This window comes from Vreelandella sp. V005 (assembly GCF_052645115.1).
Genome location: NZ_JBQXYA010000013.1, coordinates 1 through 24,052, shown reverse-complemented (window position 1 = coordinate 24,052; position 24,052 = coordinate 1). Strand labels below are relative to the sequence as shown.

Below are 24,052 nucleotides of genomic sequence, written 5' to 3'. Positions count from 1 at the left end.
CGAGGCGTCATCTAACTATCTTAGCGCTTTTAAACTAGCGTCAGCTCGTTTTAGCGGTGGGTTTGCGGCCTTCTACGCCGCCGAAAAAGAAAGGCCTTAACTTAACACCCAGCATGTTGCCCGCGAAGGCAGCCACCAACCAAACCCAGCCATGCAGACTGCCAGAAGCGATGCCACTGAAGTAAGCGCCGATATTGCACCCAAAGGCCAAGCGGGCGCCATACCCCAGCAGAAGCCCCCCTACGATGGCGGCTAAAAGTGATTTCAACGGAATTCTAAAGTTAGGCGCAAAACGGCCCGCCAGGCTTGCAGCAGCAAGCGCACCCAGCATGATGCCCACGTTCATGACCGTGGTGATATCGCTCCATACGCTGGCTTCAAGGGCTGCCGCATTGCCCGGTGCCTGCCAATAGCCCCATTGGCTAACATCACCACCTACCAGCCCATACGCCTTGGCACCCCACAGCGCAAACGCAGAGGTAATCCCCCATGGGCGACCTGCCAGTGCCAAGGTGACAAAATTTAGGAGTGCCAACGCCACGGCCCCCGCTACTAAAGGCCAAGGCCCTGTTAGCCAGCGCTCCACACCCTGCTTATCGACAGCCGGTGCCTGCTCTAACTGCCCGTGCCGACGCTTCTCCATCACCCAGGTAAACGCAGCAATAGCACCAAACAGCACCAAACTAATCCCTATCCCGCCGCCCACCCCGGCGACATTAACCAGTGATACCGGCTGAAAGGCAGGCAAACTCTGCCACCAAGCAAAATGCGCCGAGCCAATTACCGAGCCGACAATAAAGAAGGCCAGGGTAATCAGCATGCGTGCATTACCCCCGCCCGCGGTAAACAGCGTGCCCGAAGCACAACCGCCGCCTAGCTGCATACCTAACCCAAACAAGAACGCTCCGACCAATACTGAAATACCGATTGGTGCTACAAACCCCGACACTTCATTGCCAAATAAGGTGCCCGCCCCAAGTGCCGGGAAAAACAGCACCACGGCGATCGCCAGCATCACCATCTGGGCACGCAAACCACGCCCCCGCCGTTCGGTAATAAATACCCGCCACGCAGAGGTAAAACCAAATGCCGCATGATACAGCGCCATGCCAAACAGCCCGCCAACAATCATCAGCAGGCCCGTGTTGGCTTCAAAGACTACCCCTACCAACAATGCGCCCAACACAATCGCCGCCGTGGCTATCAGCGGTACCCGATAGCTTTGTGGCGCAGCCACCGTCGTAGTCGACATACATTCACCTTTAGCAATGCCAGAAGCGCCTGTTCATCAACAAGCGCTTCCAACCAGTTTGAGTAGTGATGACAAGCTTAACGCTGCCTATAATCGACGTACAATTATTTGTGCGGCGTTATTTACCACGATTAACTTTTTCTATTAGCTCTCTTCCTCACGTGTCACGTACAGACGGTTCACCAACACAAAGGCCACCACGGTCAGCGGTGCGGCCAAAATCAGGCCGGCCAAGCCAAACAGAGTGCTGGCAGCAAACAACGAAAACAGTAGCATCGCAGGCGGCAAGTGAACGGCCCGCTGCTGAACCAGTGGCTGTATAATATTGCCTTCTACCTGCTGAATAATCGTATAAGCAATCAGCACAAACAGCGTGGTTTGAGGGCTCACCGTAAAGGCCAACAATAATGCAGGAATAGCGGCAATCATCGGCCCTACCAGGGGCACAAAATCTAATAGACCCGCCACTAAGCCCAAGCCAAGCGGGGCGGGCACCTTTAACAGCCACATGGTGATGCCCACTAATACACCAGTGACCACCATGGCGACTAATTGCCCACCCAACCAATAACGTAGTGCCTTCCCGCTATCATCCAACGCAGCTCCCAATTTTGAGCGGCTTTTAACCGGCGCTAGTAGCAACACCCCTCGACGGTAAAGCCCCGGCTGCGCAGCAAAATAAACCATGCCCACAATAAGCGCGAAAAAACTGACAACACTGCCGCCCATTGAGACCACCATCATCCCAATTTGCGAAATGCCGTTTCCAAATAAATCACTTGCCCGCCCAGCCGCGTCATCCAGCAGTGGTGCTAGCTGTGAGCCTTCAAGTCGTTCCTGCAGCTGTTCCCACGCCTCGGGTAATAGCACCGCCAACGACTCCAACTCAGCAGACACTTGAGCACCAAATGCCCAGCTCATTAAGGCTAATGCCAAGGTCAACGCCACAATCACCGTTAACAACGCCAGCCACCGTGGTGCACCTAGCTTTAAAAGTGGCGCCATACACGATTGCAATATGCAGGCACCGACGACCGCCCCAAAGATCAAAATCAGTAGCCCTACCAGTTTCCATAGCATTAACGCCACCACCGCCAGCGTTAATGCTATCAATGCACACTCCGTAAACGCCTGATGCCGATTCCTTGATCGCATTTATTACTCCCTGTAGACCCGTTGACAGCGGCAAGCTAACGTCAAAATAGAAAACATACTTGCCATAGATGACAATCACTATAGGTCATTAGCAAACCTGATGGCCCGCAATCTACGGCAGTAGCTCTGCCTTCATACAAGATTGGTTGAAGCAATTTTTTTGCCAGGACTAATGGTTCTGGTTAATGACACGCCCGGCAGATAAAAGGCTTTCGCAAGGGGGAGCTGAGTCGGGGAGATAGGCAGGCCAGCATGGGAAATGTCTATCCTGTTGTGGATACTCCCGCTGAAAGAAACCTCCGTTTCATTACCAGAGGCAACAAGCCAGTAAATGCCCCCCAAGAGGCGACCAGCGCTGTTCCGATAAGGGCTTTACAGGTTACTTATTTAGATATTCAGTGAACGTGGGCGGTAGGCACTCATCAATATAGCTATCATTGAAGCCTGCTAGCTGCGCCAATGCCTCGGGGTCGGGCAGCGTCACCTGCTGGCGATCTCGGATAACCAGCCCCTTTTCACGCAGCATCGAGAAAGTCCGGCTTAAGTGAACGGGGCTCATCCCAAGCGCGTCGCTAATCAATTGCTGAGTGAGTGGCATCAGGAAGCTATTGTTCTCCACAGCCTCGTTCCGCTTGAGCCGCAGGTAAAATTCATAAAGGAAATGAGCCAGTTGCTCGTGGGCGGCATACTGGCCGAGATAGATCAGCCGTTCGGAAAGTATCGCCTGCTGACGAATCGCATTAGTCATGATGCCGACGGCCAGGCTTGAACGTCCCAAAAGTTCAAAAAGCTGCTGATAGGAGAACGGGTACACCACTCCTTTATTAATCATGGATGCACTTGAAAGGCGGCGTGCGAAGCCAAAATCGCGCATGCCGATGATATCGCCGGGTAGGTAGAACTTAAGGATCTGCTTAGACCCGTTTTTCAAGTTGCGATAGGAGTAAGCCCAGCCTTCCTTGACCACGCAAAAAAGATCAGCCTCTGCACCCTCCTGCCATAGCACCTCTCTGGCAGAGACGAGCCGAGGGCTGAGTTCAAGGCCCAGCAAAAGCGCCTTGTCTTCAGGAGACAGCGCACCTTGAATGCTAAGGGCCCGCATCACTACTGTATCGAGGAGAGCCACTCTGTTACCCCTTAGACGAATGATTTCTTCGCATCATTCTAAAACACATGCTTACATCAATTACTTATATTATGTTATGGATAATGTTTATTATCATAAGGTTACGTGAGCTACCAGTGGGCTCCGTTCGTTAGTACTGCATTATACTTCACTTGACGCTAGCAGCTTGCCGGTTGGTAAGTGGGCATAACAGAGAGCAACATCCCGTTTCTTTACAGCGAGATATTGGCGATTTTTTATACAAAAACCGCTGAAAGCGGAGGTTTAGAAGGTATACGCAGGATAACCTTATTACGTATTGCCGCTATCGGCCAGAAGCAGCCTATTAGTTAAAACTGATGCAATGGCTGATTATAGGAGAAAACCTTATCCGAAAACTCAAATTGACCGCTTAGGCAATCCCCTCGAACCCAAATGAAAAAACAAGTGGCGGCTAGAATACCCAGTGCAATCCAAGCAGCACCTACGCATATACACGGGCATTCCATTTACGCCCATGAGCGGCATTCACCAAACACCGGTGCCTCTTACTCTCTAATGGATGGCACGTGCGAATAAAGGAAACGTCACCAAAACAGCCTCATTTTTGTGCCTACATCATCAAAAGCCATTGTATTTCGCCGCTATCTACGTAGAGCGTGATGAATACTCTAGGATGCCTTATTCTCACTGAGTCGTGCCGGGGCACTGCTGTTGACGTAGACTACAGACTGCAGTTGATTCTGGATTACGATAGCCTCGACTCATGACTTGCTCCTGACCTAACAGATCAAGAGGCAAACCGCAATGTAATGCGGAAAATCGATGCGAATCGAACATTGGTCTGTTAGTACTGTTGTAAACAAATCTCCAAAAGGACAAGGCGGCAAGCTGATTAAACCTAAATAGCCTTTTACTCTCGCGGCAGGCAGGTTTATTCAAGAGCTATTTCTATTATGGCAAAAAAAGCTATTTATAATTATCAATGAATGTTTGTAAGCGTTTATTTTTTGTCGCATTCACTATTCTCAACTATCTTTCTAAGTGATGGCTGTTATCCACGAAAAAGTAATTCCTGACTGTATCAAAAGATTTTCATCTGTCGATATTCAGCAAAATGGATAATAAAATATGACTGAAAATTTTCCAGATACCGCCGAAACGCTAGATAGTGAGATGGCCACATCGCTGTGGCTCAAAACACTAAACCGCGCCGATTATGAACCACACCATTGGAATGAATGGGTCAAGGAAAACCCTCTTTACAATGTGACATTCGCAAATGTAGATTTTGGAGCGCTACGCGAGAAAGTGCCGGATAGAAAAGTTACGTTTTCAGGATTCAAATTCCCAATGGGTAGGGCCAGCTTCGTTGATACCAATTTTGGCCATGGTCCGGTTAATTTTAGTCGTACTAATTTCGGCGCTGGCGACGTTAATTTTTTCGGCGCTAAGTTCGAACAAGGGGATGTTCTTTTCGAAGAAGCTGAGTTTGGCGATGGAGATGTACAATTTACAGCTGTGACATTTGGTGAGGGAGTAGTTAGTTTTTTCGGAGCTAAATTTGGCAATGGAGAGACGAAGTTTAATGGCCTTAAGGATGAGAAAAGAAATGGTGATTTTATCTTTGAGAAGGTAAATTTTGGCGGTGGGAAGGTTGATTTCTCAATGTCTAAATTGGGCAAAGGGGTTGTGAGTTTCTCTGGCGCTGAGTTTGGTAACGGCCCTATTAGTTTTGAGGGAACAAATTTTGGAATGGGTGCTGTTTCATTTTTAAAAACACAGTTTGGTGATGGCAATGTTAATTTCCATGCTGCTGAGTTTCGTAATGGTAGAATAGAAGAAGACGGAAAAGAAAATGGACATGTTCTTTTTGATGATGCGGTTTTTGGTAAAGGGAATTTGAGGTTTGATAGGGCTCTTATAGGTAGTAGCGGTCAACCTCTTAAGTGGCCAGATAAAATTAAGTCTGGAAGTGAAAAGCTTGATTACATGAATGTACTCTTTCGAAGAACAAGCTTCGGCGAAGGCGACATTAGCTTCGAGAATGCTAGGTTCGGTAACGGCAAAGTACTTTTTGAGTACGCCAAAATCGGTGTAGGTAACGTTTCTTTCGAGAGAACCAGCTTCGGGCTTGGAAAAATAGAATTCTTTAATACCCGAGTCGCAGCGGACTTCATTTTTATGCCATCGAAATTGACTGGTCCCCATCCTCTCCACTTCAGATACTGCAGATTCTTGGAAAGTTTCCAGTTAATTAGAGGGCATGAAGACAATGAGTGGAAAAAGCCAATTTCTTTTGAGGGCTCTTCTTTTAATGGTGCCACTGATATACGAAACATCCACTTCATAGATATCCCAGATTTCCTATCAACTTCTTTTGCACACCACCTATCTTTAGACGATATATCATATGATCCCAAAATCCGCTACAAAAGCTTTGGACCTATCAGGATTAAAATGGAGAAATGTCGCGAACCTAAAAACGCTTGTAAACTACAGCGGCTTAAAGATCTGTCCGAGAAAAATGGTAACCATTCATTAGCACTAAGGCTTCACGCTGATGATCTTCGAACCAGACGCTGGAACCAAACCACGATGTTCCCGTCAATTATAGATGCTTTATACGATGAGTTTTGTGAATATGGACTAAGTATTTGGCGCCCATCACGTTACCTGATCTACTCCACACTTCTGTTCACCCTAATTTATATGCACTTAGCTTCCAAACCTTTTAATGAGATCGGCTACGCTGACTATCTTTTATTTTCAATCAGCAATAGCATTCCGTTTCTTGCTATTAGCCGAAATGTGCGAGACTTAAGCTTAAAAAATTTATTCGAAGTAGGTGATCTTTCAACTGTTTTGTATGCGTTGCTTTCTGCTCAGGGTCTCATCGCGGCAATTTTTTTATTCCTGATCGGCCTTGGTCTGCGAAACCATTTTAGAATTTAGTCTAAATCCTAGGCCAGGTTTCCCCTGAGGCATTTTCCGGTTGTTTTACTGAGCATTAGATGTGTCTTCTCTGGCGGTAGGTTGCAGCCACACAAAGGCGATTCAATTTCGTTTCGGCGTATGTCCGCTCAGGGTCGTGAGCAGCCCTACCTCACAATACGCTTAGTGATCCTAGAGCTACCCTGCCTTGCTGTCTGTTTCTCATCTCGATAGCCTCGCAACCACATCTATCCTAAATTAAATGTACTTCAGCCTATCGGATTTTCTCCGTTGATAACAAGAAAAAGGTCGCCCGAAGGCGACCTTTTTCATATTACCATTTTTTCAGTGCTGCCTGACTCGGATGACGCGCCCTTTCTCGCTAAAGGGGAAAATCAATCAACCAAGCTAGAAACCATATGGATTTAAACAAACCGACCAAGGCCAACCGCTGAACGTAACCGATCCATTGTCAAAGCCGCCTCTTCCCTTGCACGCTCGGCACCTTTCTGCAAGACCGTTTCAATGTGGGCGGGGTCTTCCATCAGGGCGTTATAGCGTTCACGCGGCGCGCTCAAGTGGGCGTTCAAGTACTCAAACACTTGATCCTTAGCAGCGCCCCAGCCAATACCGTTTACATACTGCTCACGCAAGCTAGCAGTCTCTTCAGACGTCGCAAAAGCGGAGTAGATTTGAAAGAGCGTGCAGGTGTCTGGATCTTTTGGTTCACCAGGTTCCAGCGAGTTGGTCTTGATTTTACGTACTAGCTTCTGCAACTTTTTCTCTGCGGAAAAGAGCGGAATCGTATTATCGTAGCTTTTGGACATCTTGCGCCCGTCCAAGCCGTTCAGTAGCTGTATCTTGTCGTCGACCACCGCCTCAGGAAGCGTAAAGTGCTGTCCTTTGTACAGATGGTTGAAACGACCGGCGATATCTCGGGCCATTTCGATATGCTGAATTTGATCACGCCCTACCGGCACCTTGTTGGCGTTAAACATTAAAATATCGGCCGCCATTAGCACGGGGTAACCAAACAGCCCCATGGTGATGCCTTTATCTGGGTCTTGGTTCTCGGCCTCTTCGTTCTCAGCCACCGCTGCTTTATAAGCGTGAGCGCGGTTCATTAAGCCTTTGGCGCATACGCAGGAGAGCATCCAGGTAAGCTCAGGGATTTCTAAAATATCTGATTGGCGATAGAAAATGGCGTTGTCGGTATCCAGCCCCAGGGCCAGCCACGTGGCAGCAATTTCCAAGCGTGATGCCTGCACACGCTTGGGGTCAGGACACTTAATCAAGGCATGGTAGTCAGCCAAAAAGTAAAACGACTGAACGTTGGGGTCCTGGCTCGCCTCGATGGCAGGCTTGATCGCTCCAACATAGTTCCCCAAATGGGGCGTACCGGTGGTGGTAATACCGGTGAGAACGCGGGTTTTGTCAGTCTGACTCATGATTTCAAGCTCTTAAGCAAATAGCACTATGATAACGTGCGCCCAGCCGTGTGGCGAATGGCGTTATTGCCAACCGACTAAACGCCACCCACCAGCGCCTCCTGCACCGGGAGTACTATTCGGCCTTCCAAATGTGCTTACAAGCAACTCATCATAAACGATACTGCCGCTACCACTCACGTTAACGCTACGTCCTTTGACACTGCCGAAAAAGCCCGCACCGGAATTAACCGACACATGGGCGTATGGAGCATATACATTAGCAACGACTCGGTTACTGGAACTGAAATTGACCCCGGTGTCTGAGCCGTTATAACCTGAAAATAAAGAAAACGTTGGCTTCCCTCTGCTGTTAATCGAGTTTGATTCGGGCATATTGAGTACGCTGCCAAAATCAATTCGCCCCGACACAAAGACCGTTAAGCTACTGTCTGGATTGATAACCAACCCTGGCCCCCCCCCCCCCATCGTAAAATCTCCATCTACTACAATAACCACATCGCCGCCACTCACGGTTAAAGACGGCGAACCCGTTAGGTTAAGGGTATTCATTCGATAAATAGCAGTTTGATCGCCGAACAGCGTATTGGATTCCGGAGATGCATGAGTCACCCAGCGGTTAACGTTCCAGGTTTGGTCATAGCGTTCTATTTTTTGCGGTGTAAACCGCCACTCGGCGTTAGGATAAGCACCAACTGTAATATTACCTATTGTTGTTAGCTCTGAACGATAACGCTTAATTTCTTCATTCAACGTGTTATCTGTGAAGCGCAGGGAGTCGCAGAGCTGTTCTTCTACTTTATTAACTAAAACATCACTGCGTTGAAAAAAATTAGCCCTATTACTTTCATCTATATGATCCGAAGCAGGATTACGGCTTGAAATAATGTTACCGCCTGAGTAAATCCCCCTCCCAACGCTGGCTGACCAACTTTGAAAACGCACATGGCGCATTGCTCTTACAAAGCCATCCACCCTTGTACTACTATCAAAAATAATATCTCTAAGACTTTCTACGTTTCCGCGTACACGGCCACCACCAGCATTCAAATTAATGGTTTGATTAGCAAGAATACTACCAAATACCTGCGATGAACCGTTAAGGGTGACAGAACCCAGCGCATGTATCCCTCCATGAATTTGCTCATTTCCCCCTAAGACTACATTTGCTTTCTCTGCCGTTGTCCGAATCAAAGGAATATCGTTTTCAGCAAAGCTGCCAGGCTGCCCACTCCAGCTCCCCTCGCTGGAGCGATAACTACTAATTGTGGAGCCACCTCCAGAAGTCACTCCTTCACAGCCAACAATGGGTGACTGAAAAGGCATAGGGCTTCCGCTTGAGTCTTCTCCCAGGGCATAAATCAGACTCGACTGACCTCGGGCATTTCGACGTAAGCCATCATCTAAAGCACTAATAGCGATTTGATTATTTTCTAAGCGCTCAAACCTCAATACAAAGTTTTCAACCAAAGCATTCCGTATTGTGTTTTTATCATCTTCGCTTAATTCGTCATAATTGCTAGGGAGCAGTTGTTTAAAAAAGCCATCCAGCGCTCCATCTCGGAGCAACGCCTCCACCTCACTTCCACGTAAGTTTTTAATATCCCCAATAGTAGAAAACTCGTCACTATTTATTAAACTGCTCAGATATTCATTTCTGCGATCCGAATTTTGCAAATCGGCCAGGGAAGAGGTGGTATTTTCTGCCGTCATTTGCGCTTGCACAGATGCCCGATAATTGCCCGCCAAACGCTCATCAATCAACGCGCTTTGCATACCTGACATGCCAAGCACCAGCGCACCAGAAAGCAGTGCCATCACAATCACTAATGCAGCGCCTTGCTGCTGTTTCATGGCGTTGCCCCTTGTGAAGTGATCACTTTGTTTCGCTCTGTGATGATGAAAACAATTTCATCGCAGCTAGCATTGGCATCCATCCGACAGTCGCCTACCGGTAAGGTGACTGTATGCGATACACCATCGCTATTAGCTTCTGAAAGCGCGGGGCAATCGGCTTCATCGTCTACCTGAGCTAGATCGACAACAGGCTGGTTCTCTGTCTGATCTTGCAGAACGCAGTAGTGATGTATCCCGTTTCCCGAACTACGCTGATCGCCAATAATGGCATAGTGACCGAAATCTCCCTGGCGCCCTTTTTCAGTCAGCGCACTGACGGCAAAGACTAATGCCTCTTGCTTACGGCTAACCTTGTCAACATTCTGGAAGGTTTGAAAAGTAGTCAGGAATAACTGACCAGCCCCCAATATAATGACGGTGCCAATCGCCATCGCCACCATCAACTCGACTAAGGTGAAGCCACGTTGCGAATGCATCATGGCACACGCTCGATACGCGGGAGACTGAAGGTATAGTCAAGCAGGTCGCTTTCATCCTCGCTGAGCATCAGGGTGACAGTGAACTGGCAACTGTCATCACCACTACCACGCTCAATCTCGCTCTGTGCTTCAATAGCGTTGCGCAGGGGTGTGGCATCATCGCCACCTTGAAACCAGTGTTCCCTCCATTCAGCCTGAACGGCAGAGGTAGTGATATCTTCACAGGTTTGGCCTGTTTCAAGTGCGGCGAGCGTTGCCCAAAGCCGCTCCTGAGCATCCACGGCAGCCACGCTGGCTACTGAGCGCTGGTAACCCGCATTAGCACTTTGTAGCGCTTTCAGCTGCATGGCTGCCACGCCGATAAGGCCGATGGAGAGCACTACCAGCGCGATCAGTGCTTCAACTAAGCTAAAGCCACGCTGGCGCGTCATTGCGCTGTCTCCTGCCTGCGGATACTACCGGTAATATTGACGGCAAGCGTCACAGGCGCGATGCCATCGCGTTGCGGCGTTAGCGTAATCTGACACGGAGCAGACGAGGTCGCACGGCAATCTCCAATATCAGCGTCGCCTAAGCTTTGAAAGGTCAGTGAGAACGCTTGATCACGCGTCGTTATATTGGCCACCTGCCCCACGCGCATTGTCTCGCCATCATCACGCTCCACCCGATAACACCACTGCTGCTGATCATTATCCCCGTCTACCCCTTCAACCGCGCCGCATTCATCCGGTGGCAAAAACGTTACCAGCATCGGTTGGCGCTGTTTTATCGCTTCACTACGCGCAAAACTCAGTACGGAGATCAGCTCATTTACATCGCCCGCTAGTTGCTGGCGGGCCATGAAACCGGCAAATGCAGGCACCGCTATGATGGCAATAATCGTCGCAATCATTAATGTGATTAGCAGCTCAATCAAGGTAAACCCGCGCTGCTGTTTTGGATTACCAGCAGTCATTGGGTAGCCTTTCACCGCTCGAACTTAAGGTAATATCACCTTCACACCCATCATTCTGATCTGTTGTTGCAGTCAGTAAGTAGCCATTACCGCCAATACTCTCCTCAATTAGATAGTTGTTTTCTGGAGAAGACTGACTAATAGTGCAGTCGCTATACGTGTAAGAGCGCGTATAACAGCGCTCTAATTCAGAAGCAGCCTGCATCAGACCTGCGTGGGCATCTGTGCGCACTGATTTTTGCACGTAGCGGGTATAGCTGGGGTAGGCAATAGAGGCGACAATGCCGATGATCACCAGCACGATCATTAATTCAATGAGGGTAAAGCCGCGCTGGCCGTTATGAGAAAAACGGCCAGAAGAAGGATGAGTAACGTAAGGCACGCGGCTTTGCTCCTGTATTAGTTGGCTCATACCGTTTCAGTATGTCGCAAACTAATACGCTTTGCATCACACAGCCTAAGATCAACTGCTGGCAATCACCTTTTCACGTAACTCTTTGGGCATCGAGAAAGTAATGGTTTCTTCACGGCCCTGTAGCTCTTCGGGTACGGCAGCGCCCAGAGATTGGAGCTTGCTGATAACGCCTTTGACCAGCACTTCCGGGGCACTGGCACCCGCAGTAACGCCGATACGGCCCACATTTTCCAGCCACTGGGGATCAATCTGCTCGGCATTGTCGATCAGGTAGGCAGGCGTGCCCATCCGTTCAGAGAGCTCTCGCAAGCGATTCGAATTGGAACTGTTGGGGCTGCCGACCACCAGCAGTAAATCGCTCTGGGAGGCTAGCTCACGCACGGCATCCTGGCGGTTTTGCGTGGCGTAACAGATATCATCGTTGCGCGGCCCCTGAATGTCGGAAAACTTCTCACGCAGCGCATCAATCACCTTGGCGGTGTCATCCATCGAGAGCGTCGTTTGCGTCACAAACGCCAATTTGGAAGGATCACGCACCTCGAGTTTATCGACGTCTTTTTCGTCTTCGACCAAGTAAATGCGGCCGCCGTGGGAAGTGTCGTAACGCCCCATGGTGCCTTCTACTTCGGGGTGGCCCTCATGGCCAATCAGTATGCACTCCTGGCCGCGCTTGGCGTAGCGCAATACTTCCAAGTGCACTTTGGTGACCAATGGGCAGGTGGCATCAAACACTTTCAAGCCACGACGCTCGGCATCGGCCTGCACGGCGCGGGAAACACCGTGAGCCGAAAAGATGACGATGACATCATCGGGTACCTCATCCAGCTCTTCGACAAACACAGCCCCGCGGGCACGCAACGTTTCAACCACAAAGCGGTTATGAACCACTTCATGACGGACATAGATGGGAGGACCAAACACATCGAGTGCACGGTTAACAATATCGATCGCGCGATCCACCCCAGCACAAAAGCCACGTGGATTCGCCAATTTAATTTCGATGGGTTGTGTTTGCTGCGTACTGGGTAAGCTCATAGTAACGCCTTGATGCGCGCGGCATCTGCTTAGTAAATTCAATAGCCAGTGTAGGCTTTAAGTGAAACGCCAGCGAGCGATGACCCGGCCAGGGTTAGTGGGTAGTCACCGGTTTAACGTCCAGCACTTCTACTTCAAAGGTCAGTGTGCGACCCGCTAATGGGTGATTGAAATCTACCTCGATGCGATCACCGTCAATGGTTTTGACCACGCCTGGCAATTCAGTTCCCGCCTTGTCGGCAAACGACATCACCATGCCAATTTCTGGGGCTTCATCGCCAAAATCGGCCCGCTTCAACGTTTGAATATTCTGCGGATTATGCTGGCCGAAAGCATGCTCAGGGGTTATCTGAAACGTGCCCTCTTGGCCCGCGGCCAGGCCTTTAATAGGATGTTCAAAGCCGGGCGGCAGATTGCCATCACCAAACTCGAAAGTGGCCGGGGCTTTGTCTTTAGTGGAATCCACTAAGGTGCCATCTGCCAGCTTTAAGGTGAAGTGCAGCGTTACTTCCATGCCATCGTCAATACGGTAGTCGCTCATTACCATCCTTACCTGTCTATAAATGACTTTTCGTGAATGTCTTAGCGTTAGGGCAGACCGCTATTAACAGACCTTCATGACCAGAGCATTATGAAACGTTGCCGGGCGCTTTTTTGCGCCGCCGCTCACCCATAATAGATTCCCAGATTAAAGCGACTGCTCCCAGGGTAATCGCAATATCCGCCACATTAAACGCCGGGTAGTACCATCCAGCGGCGTGGAAGGAGAGGAAATCGACCACATAGCCGTGCACCAGGCGGTCATAGAGATTTCCGAGTGCCCCGCCAATAATCAACGGCAGCGCAATCGCCAGCAGTTTTTCATCATGCTTAATACGCGTCAGCCACACCGTTAAACCTACACTCGCTCCCACCGCGATAATGGCGAAGAACCAGCGCTGCCAGCCTGGGTGCGTGGCTAGGAAGCTGAAGGCTGCCCCTGTGTTGTGCAGAAGGGTTAAGTTAAAGAACGGCAACACTTCCACCGGCTGCGCATAACCCAACTGGCTACTGGCCACGTACTTCGTGGCCAAATCCAGCACAATCACCGCGACCGATAGCCATAGCCAACGCAGCGGCTGCTGCATCGTCGGCCGCGCGTTTGGCTCAGGCGTATTTCCTTCTTTAAGCATAGTAACGAATCTCACCGCTGCCTTCGGGAAGGTTGCTGATACAGCGCCCACATAGATCAGGATGCTCGGCATGCGTGCCTACATCCGGGCGATGGTGCCAGCAGCGTTCACATTTGCTGTTGTCGCTGGCGTTGACCGCTACTTTCAAGCCTTCAAGCTCCGTCGCTTCTGCCTCTGCTTCACCGGCTGCAGCCAGAGGTTTCAACGTAACTTCGCTGGTGAGCATGACAAAACGTAGCTCGTCGCCCAGCTTGGCCAGCGTCGCCTGCAGCTCATCGCTGACAAACAGCGTCACTTCGGCCGCCAAGCTGCCTTTGATGACTTTGGCATTACGCGCATCTTCCAGGCATTTATTGACCGAATGTTTGACCTCCAGCACCTGCTCCCAGAAAGCACGACCCAGTTCAGCATCGTCTTCCAGGCGGCCAAGGCCGGTGTAGTAAGTCTCTAGTAGCACACTGTCGCCGCGCTTACCGGGGATATTCTCGTGGATCTCCTCAGCAGTGAAAGAGAGAATCGGCGCGATCCAGCGGCTCAGTGCCTCCACGACATGGTAAAGCGCGGTTTGCGCACTGCGGCGCGCCAATGAGTCGGTTTGCGTGGTGTACTGGCGGTCTTTGATGACGTCCAGATAGAAACCACCCAGTTCCCGCGCGCAGAAGCCGTGTACCTGCTGATACACATCCAGAAAGCGGTACTCTTCATAGGCTTTTTCGATCCGCGCTTGAAGCTGAGCCGCACGATCCACCACCCACTGATCCAGGGCGAGCATATCGCCAAACGCCACTTGGTTTTTCTCTGGATCAAACCCGTTAAGGTTCGAAAGCAAAAAGCGTGCGGTGTTGCGAATCCGCCGATATACATCAGACGTACGCTTCAAAATTTCGTCTGAGACAGCCATTTCGCCGGAGTAATCGGTCGATGCTACCCACAGGCGCAGAATATCGCCGCCTAGCTTGTCCATCACTTCCTGGGGGGCAACCACGTTGCCCAGTGACTTGGACTGCTTGCGGCCCTGGGAATCGACGGTAAAGCCGTGGGTCAGCAACTGGCGGTAAGGCGGATGGCCATCAATCGCAGAGCCGGTCAACAGCGACGAGTGGAACCAGCCGCGGTGTTGGTCAGAGCCTTCCAGGTACAAATCAGCCCTTGGGCCGCTTTCATGGCCATGCGGATGTGAACCGCGCAATACATGGCGATGCGTGGTGCCGGAGTCGAACCAGACATCGAGTGTATCGGTGACTTTGTCGTACTCCGCCGCTTCCGCGCCGAGTAACTCGGCAGGGTCAAGCTTGAACCAAGCATCGATGCCCGCTTGTTCAACACGCTTAGCCGCCTCTTCCATCAGCTCGACCGTGCGCGGGTGTAGTTCACCGGTTTGCTTATGCAGGAAGAACGGGATCGGCACGCCCCAGTTGCGCTGGCGGGAAATACACCAATCCGGCCGGTTGGCGATCATGCTGTGCAGGCGCGCCTGCCCCCAAGCGGGCGTAAACGCCGTGGCTTCGATGCCCTCCAGGGCACTTTCGCGCAAGGTCTTGCCCGTTTTACCTTTGATATCCATGCCCACAAACCACTGCGCCGTTGCCCGGTAGATCACCGGGGTTTTGTGGCGCCAGCAGTGCATGTAGCTATGTTTGATGGGAATATGCGCCATCAATGCGCCCACTTCGCGCAGTTTTTCGACGATTTGGGGGTTGGCTTTCCAGATCATCTGGCCGCCGAAAAACGGCAGATCATCAGCGTAAACGCCGTTGCCCTGCACCGGGTTGAGCATGTCATCGAACTCCATGCCATGCTCACGGCAGGTCAAAAAGTCATCCATGCCGTAAGAAGGCGCCGAGTGAACGATACCGGTGCTGCCCACTTCTGACTCGACGTACTCGGCCAGATAGACCGGTGAGAGGCGGTCGTAAAACGGATGACGGAAATTGATCAGGTCAAGGTGTTTGCCTTGCGTGGTGGCAATCACCTCACCCTGCAAACCAAAGCGCTCCAGGCAGCTCTCCACCAGCTCTTCCGCCAACAGCAACAGGCGCTCACCGGTATCGACCAGGGCATAGGTGAACTCAGGGTGAACGTTGAGCGCTTGGTTGGCGGGGATGGTCCACGGCGTGGTGGTCCAGATCACCACCGCTGCGGGCTTGTCCAGTTCGCTTAACCCAAAGGCAGCCGCCAGCTTGTCGGCGTCTTCTACAGGGAAGGCCACATCAATCGCATCGGACTTCTTATCCTGATACTCGACCTCCGCTTCCGCGAGCGCCGAGCCACAATCAAAGCACCAGTTGACCGGCTTCAAGCCCTTGAACACGTAGCCTGCGTCCACCATTTCGGCCAGCGCGCGAATCTCGCCCGCTTCATTGACGAAATCCATGGTGCGATAAGGGTGATCCCAATCACCGATGATGCCTAAACGCACGAAGTCGGCCAACTGCGTTTCCACCTGGGCGCCCGCATACTCCCGGCAGAGCTCACGGGCGTGATCCGGCGATAGGTGCTTGCCATGCGTGGTTTCGACTTTGTGCTCGATGGGCAAGCCATGGCAGTCCCAGCCCGGCACATAAGGGGCGTCAAAACCGGCCAAGTTCTTTGACTTAACGATAATGTCTTTAAGGATTTTATTAACGGCGTGACCAATATGAATACTGCCGTTGGCGTAAGGAGGGCCATCGTGCAGCACAAACAGCGGCGCACCGGCGCGCGCTTCCCGCAGGCGCTGGTAAATATTCATGTCCTGCCACTGGGAAACCCGCCCCGGCTCCTGTTTAGGCAGCATGCCGCGCATGGGGAAATCGGTTTCAGGCAAATTCAGCGTGTGCTTATAATCCATGGTCTGGTCAGCCGTCGTTAGCATCGGCGGCATCATCCGCCGAATATGAATCAGAAGAAATCGTATTAGAAGAGATCGCCTCACGCCCAAGCGGGGCCGAGGCCAGCGGAAGAGAATAGTCTTGCTCAGCGCGCTCTCGTTCAGCGCTGTTTTGCCCATCTATTGCCGCCGTTAAATAGTCACGAGCGCGGGCCTGATCACGTTCAATTTGCGCTTTTAGCGCCTCAAGGCCGTCAAACTTGACCTCACCCCGCAAACGCATACAGGGGTATACCGTCATACGCTGGCCATAAAGGTCGCCGGCAAAATCCAGCAAATGCACCTCAAGCGTTGGCCTTTCTGAGCCTACCGTAGGGCGAAAACCGACATTGGCAACGGCCGGGTAGCGCTCACCGTTTTCAAGTTCTGCTATTACCGCAAACACGCCTCGCAGCGTTAATGGCTGAGGCAATAGAGGGAGGTTGGCGGTAGGCACACCAAGGGTGCGACCCAACTGCTGGTCGCGTACCACACGGCCATGTAATGAATAGGGGCGGCCCAGCAAACGCGCCGCAGCGGAAAAGTTGCCACTGGCCAGCAATGTGCGCACCCGCGTACTGGACACACGTTCGTCATCCACGGTAAACGTACGCGTATGCTCGACGCCAAACCCCTGTTCGCGCCCTACTTCCGCCAGCAGCGCAAAGTCACCGCGGCGGTCACAGCCGAAACGGAAGTCATCGCCGACCACCAAGTGCTTAACGCCGAGCCCATCGATCAACACCTGATCAATAAATTCGCGCCCGGTAAGGCTGCGCAACGCGTCGTTAAACGGCAGCACCAGCACTTGTTCCGCGCCAAAGTCGCGCAGTAACCGCACCTTCTCACGCAAGCGTGTTAAGCGCGGCGGTGCTTGATCGCCAGCAAAAAATTCACGCGGCTGGGGCTCGAACACCACGACGGTAAGCGGCACGCGCCAGCGTGCGGCATGCTCGCGGCACTGCTGGAGAATGGCTTGATGGCCGCGATGCACCCCATCGAAATTACCGATGGTGGCAACGCAGCCACGCTGAGCCGCTCTCAAGTTGTGCAGACCTCGTATGACGTGCATGGCACCTCAGCCGTTAGAGGACATAAAGCCTCTGATTATAACGAACTCCTACGCCAGGATGCAGCGTTAAGAGTGCATTTTAAAATGACGAACGCGTAAACCCAACGCGGCCAGCCAGGCAAAGTAGAGTGATCCGCCCAACACGACCAACCCCGTGACCCAGCTTATGCGCTGCCAAAGCCCAAAGTTAAGCCACGCTTGCCAGTCGGGGGCAACAACGTAAAGCGCCACGGTCATCAACGTACTGCCGCCTAACAGTTGCACCGCATAGCGCTTCCAACCCGGCTGAAAAACCAACACCCGCTGCTTATGCAGCAGATACCCTAGCAGGCCAGCGTTCAAGAAAGCAGAAAGCGCGGTAGCCAATGCCAACCCAGCGTGCGCCAGCGGCCAAATGAGCAGCAGGTTGAACACCATATTAGCCACCATAGCGATAATGCCTACTTTTACCGGCGTTTTGGTGTCCTGGCGGGCAAAAAAGCCCGGCGCCAATACTTTGATCAGCATAAAGGCCACTAGACCGAAGGCGTAAGCGCGCAGGCTCATGGCCGCCATTTGAATATCGTTGTCGGTCATTGCACCGTAATGAAATAACGTAATCAACAGTGGCTCGGCCAACACGGCCAGCGCCAGCGCTGCGGGCAGCCCGAGTAGCAGCACGATGCGAATCGCCCAATCGAGCATGGCAGCAAAATGCGCTTTGGATTGTTCAGCATGGCGTTTAGAAAGCGCAGGTAGAATCACCGTGCCAATCGCCACTCCAAATACACCCAGTGGCAGTTCAACCAAGCGGTCCGAGTAGTAAAGCCACGACACGCTCCCCGCCGTCAGCAATGAGGCCAACACGGTATCCAGCAGTAGATTGATTTGCGAAACCGAGACCCCAAACAACGCTGGCCCCATTAACCTTAGTATGCGCCGCACGCCTTCATGGGCAAAGTTGGGCCAGGGCGTCGGCATCAACCCCAACCGCAGCAAGAACGGCACCTGAAACACCAATTGCGCAGCCCCGGCGATCAATACGCCCCAGGCAAGCGCCATGGCGGGCTCGTCCATTAACGGCATTAAGAAGAGTGCCGCGCCAATCAACGACAGATTCAGTAACACAGGCGTAAACGCAGGGACCGCGAAGCGGTTCCAGGTATTCATCACACTGCCGGAGAAGGCAGTCAGCGAAATCAATAGCAGATAGGGGAAGGTCAAACGCAGCATATCGGCTGTGAGCGCCAGCTTTTCCGGATCGCGCCCAAAGCCAGGCGCAAACACCCAAATCAGCCATGGGGCGCAGAGCATGGCCAAGGCGCTGATCAGCGCCAACACCGCCGTTAAGCTTCCCGCCGTCGCATTCAGCAGCTCGCGTATCTCTTCACGGCTACGCTGGGTCGAGTACTCTGAAAGCACCGGCACGAAGGCCTGATTGAACGCGCCCTCGGCAAATAGGCGGCGCAGAAAGTTGGGAATCTTGAATGCCACGAAAAATGCATCGGCCCCATTGCCCGCCCCTAATAAGGTAGCGACAACCACATCGCGCGCCAGCCCCAACACCCTCGACAACATGGTCATCGCACTGACCACAAGCCCCGAGCGCATTAACCCGCGGCGCACAACGGCGGTGCTTGGAGACGCATTGGGTGCTTTCTTCGCTGTCATAAGCTATCCAGAAAAACCATCTAGGAAAACTATCCAGAAAAACCATCCAGGCACAAAAAAACCGGCCGCAGCCGGTTTTTTAAGGGCGTCTGCCGACTTACGCCGCCAGTGCCTTAATACGCTTGTTCAAACGGCTCTTCAGACGCGCTGCTTTCTTCTTAGAAAGCACGTCTTTGTCAGCAATACGGTCAACGACCGGCTGCATGGCCTTGAACTCTTCCATTGCCTTAGCGTGGTCGCCGGTGCTGATCGCTTTCACTACACGCTTGATGTAGGTGCGGACCATGCTGCGCTGGCTGGATTTCAGGACGCGACGGTTCTCGGCCTGGCGGGCGCGCTTGCGAGCTTGCTTGCTGTTCGCCACAGGGTATCTCCTTGGAGAATAAAGGTTATCGATAAAACGACAACGAAATTAAATATGTGTCCGTCGACTGCGCTATCACAGCACGACGTTTCCGCAACAACCAATTGTATTGGCAGGCGTTTTTCCTACCAAAAAGTGTAACAGGCAGTTTAAAGAAGCTGCCCGCTCACGGGTCTTGTCTGAGAGGATGGCGTAGTCTATCACGCACTAAGCGTGCTTGCTAGCGGTTGTCAATACGGAACTGCACCCGCTAAACGCACCGCTCACCTCACTTACGCGTCTCGATACACTTCTCACTCGTTCGCTGCCCCCACACTATAAAATCGGGGTTAAGAAGTTGCTGAGGATTAGCGTAGCTTAACGGTTGATCGTCCAGCGTGACCACCTGCCCTCCGGCCTGCTCGACTATCGCTTGGGCGGCGCCGGTGTCCCATAGGCTGGTGGGCCCAAAACGCGGGTAAACGTCCGCTTTACCTTCCGCGATAAAGCACGACTTCAGCGAACTCCCCATGGGTTGCGTTTCATACTCCCCCAGTGCTTCTAACCATGCAGCCATGCGCGGATCAGGATGTGATCGGCTGCCCAACACACGCCAAGGCCGCCCCACCTGCGGAGGCAATGACGCCTGTATTGCCTGCCACTGACCATCAGCATTCACCTTAAAAGCCCCCAGGCCTTCAGCGGCTAAATAAGTCAGCTGCAAGGCAGGAGCAACCACCACCCCTAACACCGGCTTTCCCTGGGCAATCAAAGCAATATTGACGGTGAACTCATCGTTACGCTTGATGAACTCTTTGGTGCCATCCAGCGGGTCGACCAGCCAATACAAGCCCTCCGCGTTAGCGCCTTTGAAGCTTTGGGTATCTTCTTCAGAGAGTATCGGCACCTTTGGGGTAAGCGTCTGCAAGCCACGGGCAATCCTCACATGGGCTGCTTTATCCGCCTCAGTAAGCGGGCTGTTATCGGCTTTTAGCTCAACCTCAAAGCCGCGACGATACACCTGCATGATCGCCTCGCCAGCCTGGCCAGCTAATTGCTCGACACTGTTTAGTAACGCCTTGGAAATAGTGGGCATATCAACTCAGCATGCGTTAGCCAATCTTTTACAGCGCCGACTGCCCCGTGGGCGCTAGAATTTTGCGCAAAAAGTGACGCGTTCGTTCATCTTTGGGCGCGGTAAATAACTCCTCGGGCGGCGCTTGTTCGACGATGCCGCCTTCATCCATAAAGACCACGCGATCCGCCACTTCCCGCGCGAACTGCATCTCATGGGTGACCACGATCATCGTTTGGCGCTCTACCGCTAACTGCTTCATCAAGCCCAGCACTTCTTCTACCCACTGGGGGTCAAGCGAGGAGGTCGGCTCATCGAACAGTATGACATCGGCATTCGCCGCCATGGCGCGGCCAATACCCACCCGCTGCTGCTGGCCACCTGAGAGTGAAGCCGGGTAAGCATCGGCTTTTTCAGCCAAGCCGATACGCTCTAAAATCTCCCTGGCCCGGGCATGTGCTTTCGCTTTAGGCAGCTTGTCCACTACTATCATGCCTTCGCTAATATTCTCCAGCGCGGTTTTGTTGGCGAACAGGCCGTAATTCTGAAACACAAACGCAGTACGGCGGCGCAGTGCCAGAATATCTGCCCGGCTAGCGCGCTGGGTATCCACACTCAAGTCACCCACTTGCAAACGCCCGGCATCGGGCTTTTCAAGGAAATTAATGCAACGCAACAACGTGGATTTCCCCGTACCGGAAGGGCCAATGACGACAATGATTTCACCCTGGGAAAGGCTCAGATCGATATCGCTAAACACGGTATGGTCGCCAAAGCGTTTGGTGATGCCTTGCAGCGAAATCATCGTTGGTAGGCCTTATTCAGGTAAATTTCTAACCGACGCTGCCCCCAGGAGAGCACTTCTACCATCGCCCAGTAAATCAGCGCCACTAACAAGAACGCTTCTAAATAGAGGAAGCTGCCCGCGGCCTCTTTTTGCGTCGCGCCCATCAATTCAGTAACACCTAACGTGAAAGCCAGTGAGGTTGCCTTGATCATATCGATGAAGTAGTTCATCAGCGTGGGCGTCGCCACGCGGGTTGCCTGGGGCAGGATGATGCGACGCATCAGTTGCGACTGGGTCATCCCAATGGAGAGCGCGGCTTCGGTCTGGCTGCGGTCGATCCCGACGATCGCCGCTCGAATGGACTCGGCCATGTAAGCAGAGAAATGCAGCGTAAGCCCGAGCACCGCGGCGGTGACGCCAGTAATCGAGATCAACGCGCTGATCAGCTGCGGCAGGCCGTAGTAAAAAAGGAACAGCTGGACCAGCAGCGGCGTGCCGCGAAAAAACGAGATAAACAGCAGCGAAAGCCCGTTTAAGAATGGCACCTTCGACACACGAATCACCGCCAGCAGGCATGACAAAATCAGCGCAAAGAACATGGCAATCGTTGCCATTTGCATGGTCAGCGGCAAATAGCTAAGCAGAACCGGCAACAGCCCCCACATGTATTCAAGATTAAGCATGGTTCTTCAACTTAGTTCTTCAAAATAGTTATTCAACACAGCCATTCAAAATAGCCATTAACAGTGGCCGTATCGCTAATAAGCAAACGGCCGTGGCAATGCCACGGCCGCGTTACAACAGGATAGCCTAACGGTTACGGCTGGGTGATGTCGGTATCAAACCACTTTTCCGATATCTCACGTAACTCGCCGTTTTCACGCAGTTCAGAAAGCGCGGCACCGACACGATCGCGCTGCTCGCGGCCCGCTTCGTCATCGCGAAACGGTAACGCGTTTTCAATGGTCGAGAACGGCTGGCCAGCAAGCTCCAGAGGCAAGCCTTTTTCTTTAATGACTTGCGTCGCACTTACGCGGTCCATCACAAACGCCTCTACCCGACCCAACGCCACGTCCTGCTCGATGTTGGATTCGTAGGTACGGATGTCAATTTCATCGGCGTTTGGCTGCTCGCGTAGCAACTGCTCATAATTAGAACCCAAGTTCACCGCCACGCTTTTGCCGGAGAGGTCTCCAACGCCCTGGATAGAATCATTACCCGCACGCACGACGACCTGAGCACCGTCATACACGTAGGGCTCGGTGAAGGCATATTTAGCTTCGCGCTCTGGGGTAATAGTGATTTGATTGGCGATGGTGTCGATACGACCAGACTCCAGCATGCCCGCCAGGCCCGAGAAGCTCGCGGTAACGAATTCGATGTCATCACCGGTAATCTCACCTACGGCATTCATCACATCGACTTCAAAGCCCTTGAGTTCATCTTGCTCTACAAATGTAAAGGGGAAATAACCGCCGGACATGCCTACACGAAGGGTTTCGGCCTGGGCAGTGGCGGCGAACACACCGCTGGCAACGCTCAGCGAAAGCGCAGCGAGGGTGATATTTAGCTTGCGGGGTAGTGGCATGAGTCTAATTCCTCGTTGGTCGATAATCCGACGATACGCATAGCCGTACAAAAAGCGGCCTTGATGGCCGCTATCATACTCTTAACAGAAAAAGCGCACAAAAGAATAATAACGCCATTTTTTATTCTTTAATTGAATATGCATTGACACTATACCAGTGCGCTATTGATAGCGGATGGCATGAAACGTTTTAGCGGTGGCTACCTGTCGCTCAGCATCTAGCACGCTTCCGCCCAGCGCTGCCAACTCTTGAGTGAAAACGACAAATTTTTCCAACTGTACCTTATCAAATCCGCGCCTGCGCCTGGGCTTTTTGAGAATCACACTCACACCACTAATGAGGTGCTCTTCTTGCTGGAAAGAATCCGCGGGCGGCATCACCCCTGGTGGGTAAGCATTAGTGACCAATACTGGATTTTGTGGGGTAACGCCCGGCACGCTATAAACCTGCATCGCAGCATCGTAGTGGGCATCCCAGTTTTGCAGGCTCGTATGTAACTTTTTATTGAGTGGAAGATCAGCCTGGTCAAACATTACAAAAAGCACATGGTTAGCGCTATTGTCATCCGTTTCCTCACTTTCAGGCAGCACTTCCTCAACGCTATCGTTTTTAGGTAGCGTTGAGGAGGTATTCACCTGCTTAGTAACCATAGAGGGCTGAGTTGGCAACTCATCACTCTCATTAGCTGATGCTAATCGCGGCCCTTGCCTTAACCATTCGCCGCCCCGCCACATTCCCCCTTCCAGTATGCCCCCGACGTCTCCCCCTGATTGAGTAGCGCTACACTTTAGAGTCCGATCCTATGGGTAAGGAGATTGGACATGAAGAAGCGTTTCAGCGAAGAACAGATCATTGGTTTCCTGGGCGAAGCCGAAGCGGGA

General features: G+C 52.1%; 22 protein-coding genes. 1 reads left to right on the top strand and 21 read right to left on the bottom strand.

The window, feature by feature from the left end:
- Positions 1-40 precede the first annotated feature (40 nt).
- The 3 genes from ACUN8H_RS18455 to ACUN8H_RS18445 all read right to left on the bottom strand — a co-directional run bounded on the left by ACUN8H_RS18455 (position 41) and on the right by ACUN8H_RS18445 (position 3,533).
- Entirely contained in the window at positions 41-1,252 is a 1,212-nt protein-coding gene (locus tag ACUN8H_RS18455; RefSeq protein ID WP_445533496.1) for a YeeE/YedE family protein, read from the bottom strand.
- Positions 1,253-1,396: 144 nt separating this feature from the next.
- The gene (locus ACUN8H_RS18450) at positions 1,397-2,407 is read right to left on the bottom strand and encodes an AI-2E family transporter (RefSeq protein ID WP_445533494.1); all 1,011 of its coding nucleotides are present in this window, start codon (positions 2,405-2,407) and stop codon (positions 1,397-1,399) included.
- Positions 2,408-2,786: 379 nt separating this feature from the next.
- Positions 2,787-3,533: a Crp/Fnr family transcriptional regulator gene (locus ACUN8H_RS18445; protein ID WP_445533493.1), complete on the bottom strand. Its 747-nt coding sequence runs from the start codon at positions 3,531-3,533 to the stop codon at positions 2,787-2,789.
- A gap of 1,110 nt (positions 3,534-4,643) precedes the next feature.
- Between ACUN8H_RS18445 and ACUN8H_RS18440 the strand changes: the two genes are divergently transcribed.
- A complete protein-coding gene (locus tag ACUN8H_RS18440) occupies positions 4,644-6,467 on the top strand; it encodes a hypothetical protein (RefSeq protein ID WP_445533492.1) in 1,824 nt (607 codons plus the stop codon).
- 404 nt (positions 6,468-6,871) lie between these two features.
- Here ACUN8H_RS18440 and ACUN8H_RS18435 read toward each other — a convergent pair whose 3' ends face one another.
- The 18 genes from ACUN8H_RS18435 to ACUN8H_RS18350 form a co-directional block, all read right to left on the bottom strand.
- A complete protein-coding gene (locus ACUN8H_RS18435) occupies positions 6,872-7,894 on the bottom strand; it encodes a tryptophan--tRNA ligase (protein ID WP_445533491.1) in 1,023 nt (340 codons plus the stop codon).
- Between the two features lie 63 nt (positions 7,895-7,957).
- A complete protein-coding gene (locus tag ACUN8H_RS18430; RefSeq protein ID WP_445533490.1) occupies positions 7,958-9,748 on the bottom strand; it encodes a DUF7305 domain-containing protein in 1,791 nt (596 codons plus the stop codon).
- Positions 9,745-10,230 (bottom strand): PilW family protein, encoded by a 486-nt coding sequence (locus tag ACUN8H_RS18425; protein ID WP_445533489.1) that lies wholly within the window; start codon positions 10,228-10,230, stop codon positions 9,745-9,747. The genes ACUN8H_RS18430 and ACUN8H_RS18425 overlap by 4 nt, the downstream gene beginning before the upstream one ends.
- Positions 10,227-10,661 (bottom strand): type IV pilus modification protein PilV, encoded by a 435-nt coding sequence (gene pilV / locus ACUN8H_RS18420; protein WP_445533488.1) that lies wholly within the window; start codon positions 10,659-10,661, stop codon positions 10,227-10,229. The genes ACUN8H_RS18425 and pilV overlap by 4 nt, the downstream gene beginning before the upstream one ends.
- Positions 10,658-11,185, bottom strand: a complete 528-nt coding sequence (locus ACUN8H_RS18415; protein ID WP_445533487.1) for a GspH/FimT family pseudopilin — start codon at positions 11,183-11,185, stop codon at positions 10,658-10,660. Before ACUN8H_RS18415 ends, pilV begins: the two co-directional genes overlap by 4 nt.
- On the bottom strand, positions 11,172-11,597 hold the full coding sequence (locus ACUN8H_RS18410) for a type IV pilin protein (protein WP_445533486.1): 426 nt from the start codon (positions 11,595-11,597) through the stop codon (positions 11,172-11,174). The genes ACUN8H_RS18415 and ACUN8H_RS18410 overlap by 14 nt, the downstream gene beginning before the upstream one ends.
- A gap of 51 nt (positions 11,598-11,648) precedes the next feature.
- On the bottom strand, positions 11,649-12,635 hold the full coding sequence (ispH, locus tag ACUN8H_RS18405) for a 4-hydroxy-3-methylbut-2-enyl diphosphate reductase (protein ID WP_445533485.1): 987 nt from the start codon (positions 12,633-12,635) through the stop codon (positions 11,649-11,651).
- A gap of 94 nt (positions 12,636-12,729) precedes the next feature.
- Positions 12,730-13,176, bottom strand: coding sequence for an FKBP-type peptidyl-prolyl cis-trans isomerase (fkpB, locus tag ACUN8H_RS18400; protein ID WP_445533484.1), 447 nt, complete (start codon positions 13,174-13,176; stop codon positions 12,730-12,732).
- Between the two features lie 88 nt (positions 13,177-13,264).
- A complete protein-coding gene (lspA, locus tag ACUN8H_RS18395; protein ID WP_445533483.1) occupies positions 13,265-13,807 on the bottom strand; it encodes a signal peptidase II in 543 nt (180 codons plus the stop codon).
- Positions 13,800-16,661 carry an isoleucine--tRNA ligase gene (gene ileS, locus ACUN8H_RS18390; protein WP_445533482.1) on the bottom strand — a complete coding sequence of 954 codons (2,862 nt, stop codon included), beginning with the start codon at positions 16,659-16,661 and terminating at the stop codon, positions 13,800-13,802. The genes lspA and ileS overlap by 8 nt, the downstream gene beginning before the upstream one ends.
- On the bottom strand, positions 16,645-17,727 hold the full coding sequence (gene ribF, locus ACUN8H_RS18385; RefSeq protein ID WP_445533481.1) for a bifunctional riboflavin kinase/FAD synthetase: 1,083 nt from the start codon (positions 17,725-17,727) through the stop codon (positions 16,645-16,647). Before ribF ends, ileS begins: the two co-directional genes overlap by 17 nt.
- A 66-nt stretch (positions 17,728-17,793) precedes the next feature.
- Positions 17,794-19,377: a murein biosynthesis integral membrane protein MurJ gene (gene murJ / locus ACUN8H_RS18380; RefSeq protein ID WP_445533480.1), complete on the bottom strand. Its 1,584-nt coding sequence runs from the start codon at positions 19,375-19,377 to the stop codon at positions 17,794-17,796.
- Positions 19,378-19,474: 97 nt separating this feature from the next.
- A complete protein-coding gene (rpsT, locus tag ACUN8H_RS18375) occupies positions 19,475-19,741 on the bottom strand; it encodes a 30S ribosomal protein S20 (protein ID WP_008959243.1) in 267 nt (88 codons plus the stop codon).
- A gap of 268 nt (positions 19,742-20,009) precedes the next feature.
- Positions 20,010-20,816 (bottom strand): 3'(2'),5'-bisphosphate nucleotidase CysQ, encoded by an 807-nt coding sequence (cysQ, locus tag ACUN8H_RS18370; protein ID WP_445533479.1) that lies wholly within the window; start codon positions 20,814-20,816, stop codon positions 20,010-20,012.
- Between the two features lie 28 nt (positions 20,817-20,844).
- The gene (locus ACUN8H_RS18365; RefSeq protein ID WP_445533478.1) at positions 20,845-21,600 is read right to left on the bottom strand and encodes an amino acid ABC transporter ATP-binding protein; all 756 of its coding nucleotides are present in this window, start codon (positions 21,598-21,600) and stop codon (positions 20,845-20,847) included.
- On the bottom strand, positions 21,597-22,265 hold the full coding sequence (locus ACUN8H_RS18360; protein ID WP_445533477.1) for an amino acid ABC transporter permease: 669 nt from the start codon (positions 22,263-22,265) through the stop codon (positions 21,597-21,599). Before ACUN8H_RS18360 ends, ACUN8H_RS18365 begins: the two co-directional genes overlap by 4 nt.
- A 134-nt stretch (positions 22,266-22,399) precedes the next feature.
- A complete protein-coding gene (locus ACUN8H_RS18355; RefSeq protein ID WP_445533476.1) occupies positions 22,400-23,170 on the bottom strand; it encodes an amino acid ABC transporter substrate-binding protein in 771 nt (256 codons plus the stop codon).
- Positions 23,171-23,332: 162 nt separating this feature from the next.
- Positions 23,333-23,821, bottom strand: a complete 489-nt coding sequence (locus tag ACUN8H_RS18350; protein ID WP_445533475.1) for a hypothetical protein — start codon at positions 23,819-23,821, stop codon at positions 23,333-23,335.
- Between the last annotated feature and the right edge of the window lie 231 nt (positions 23,822-24,052).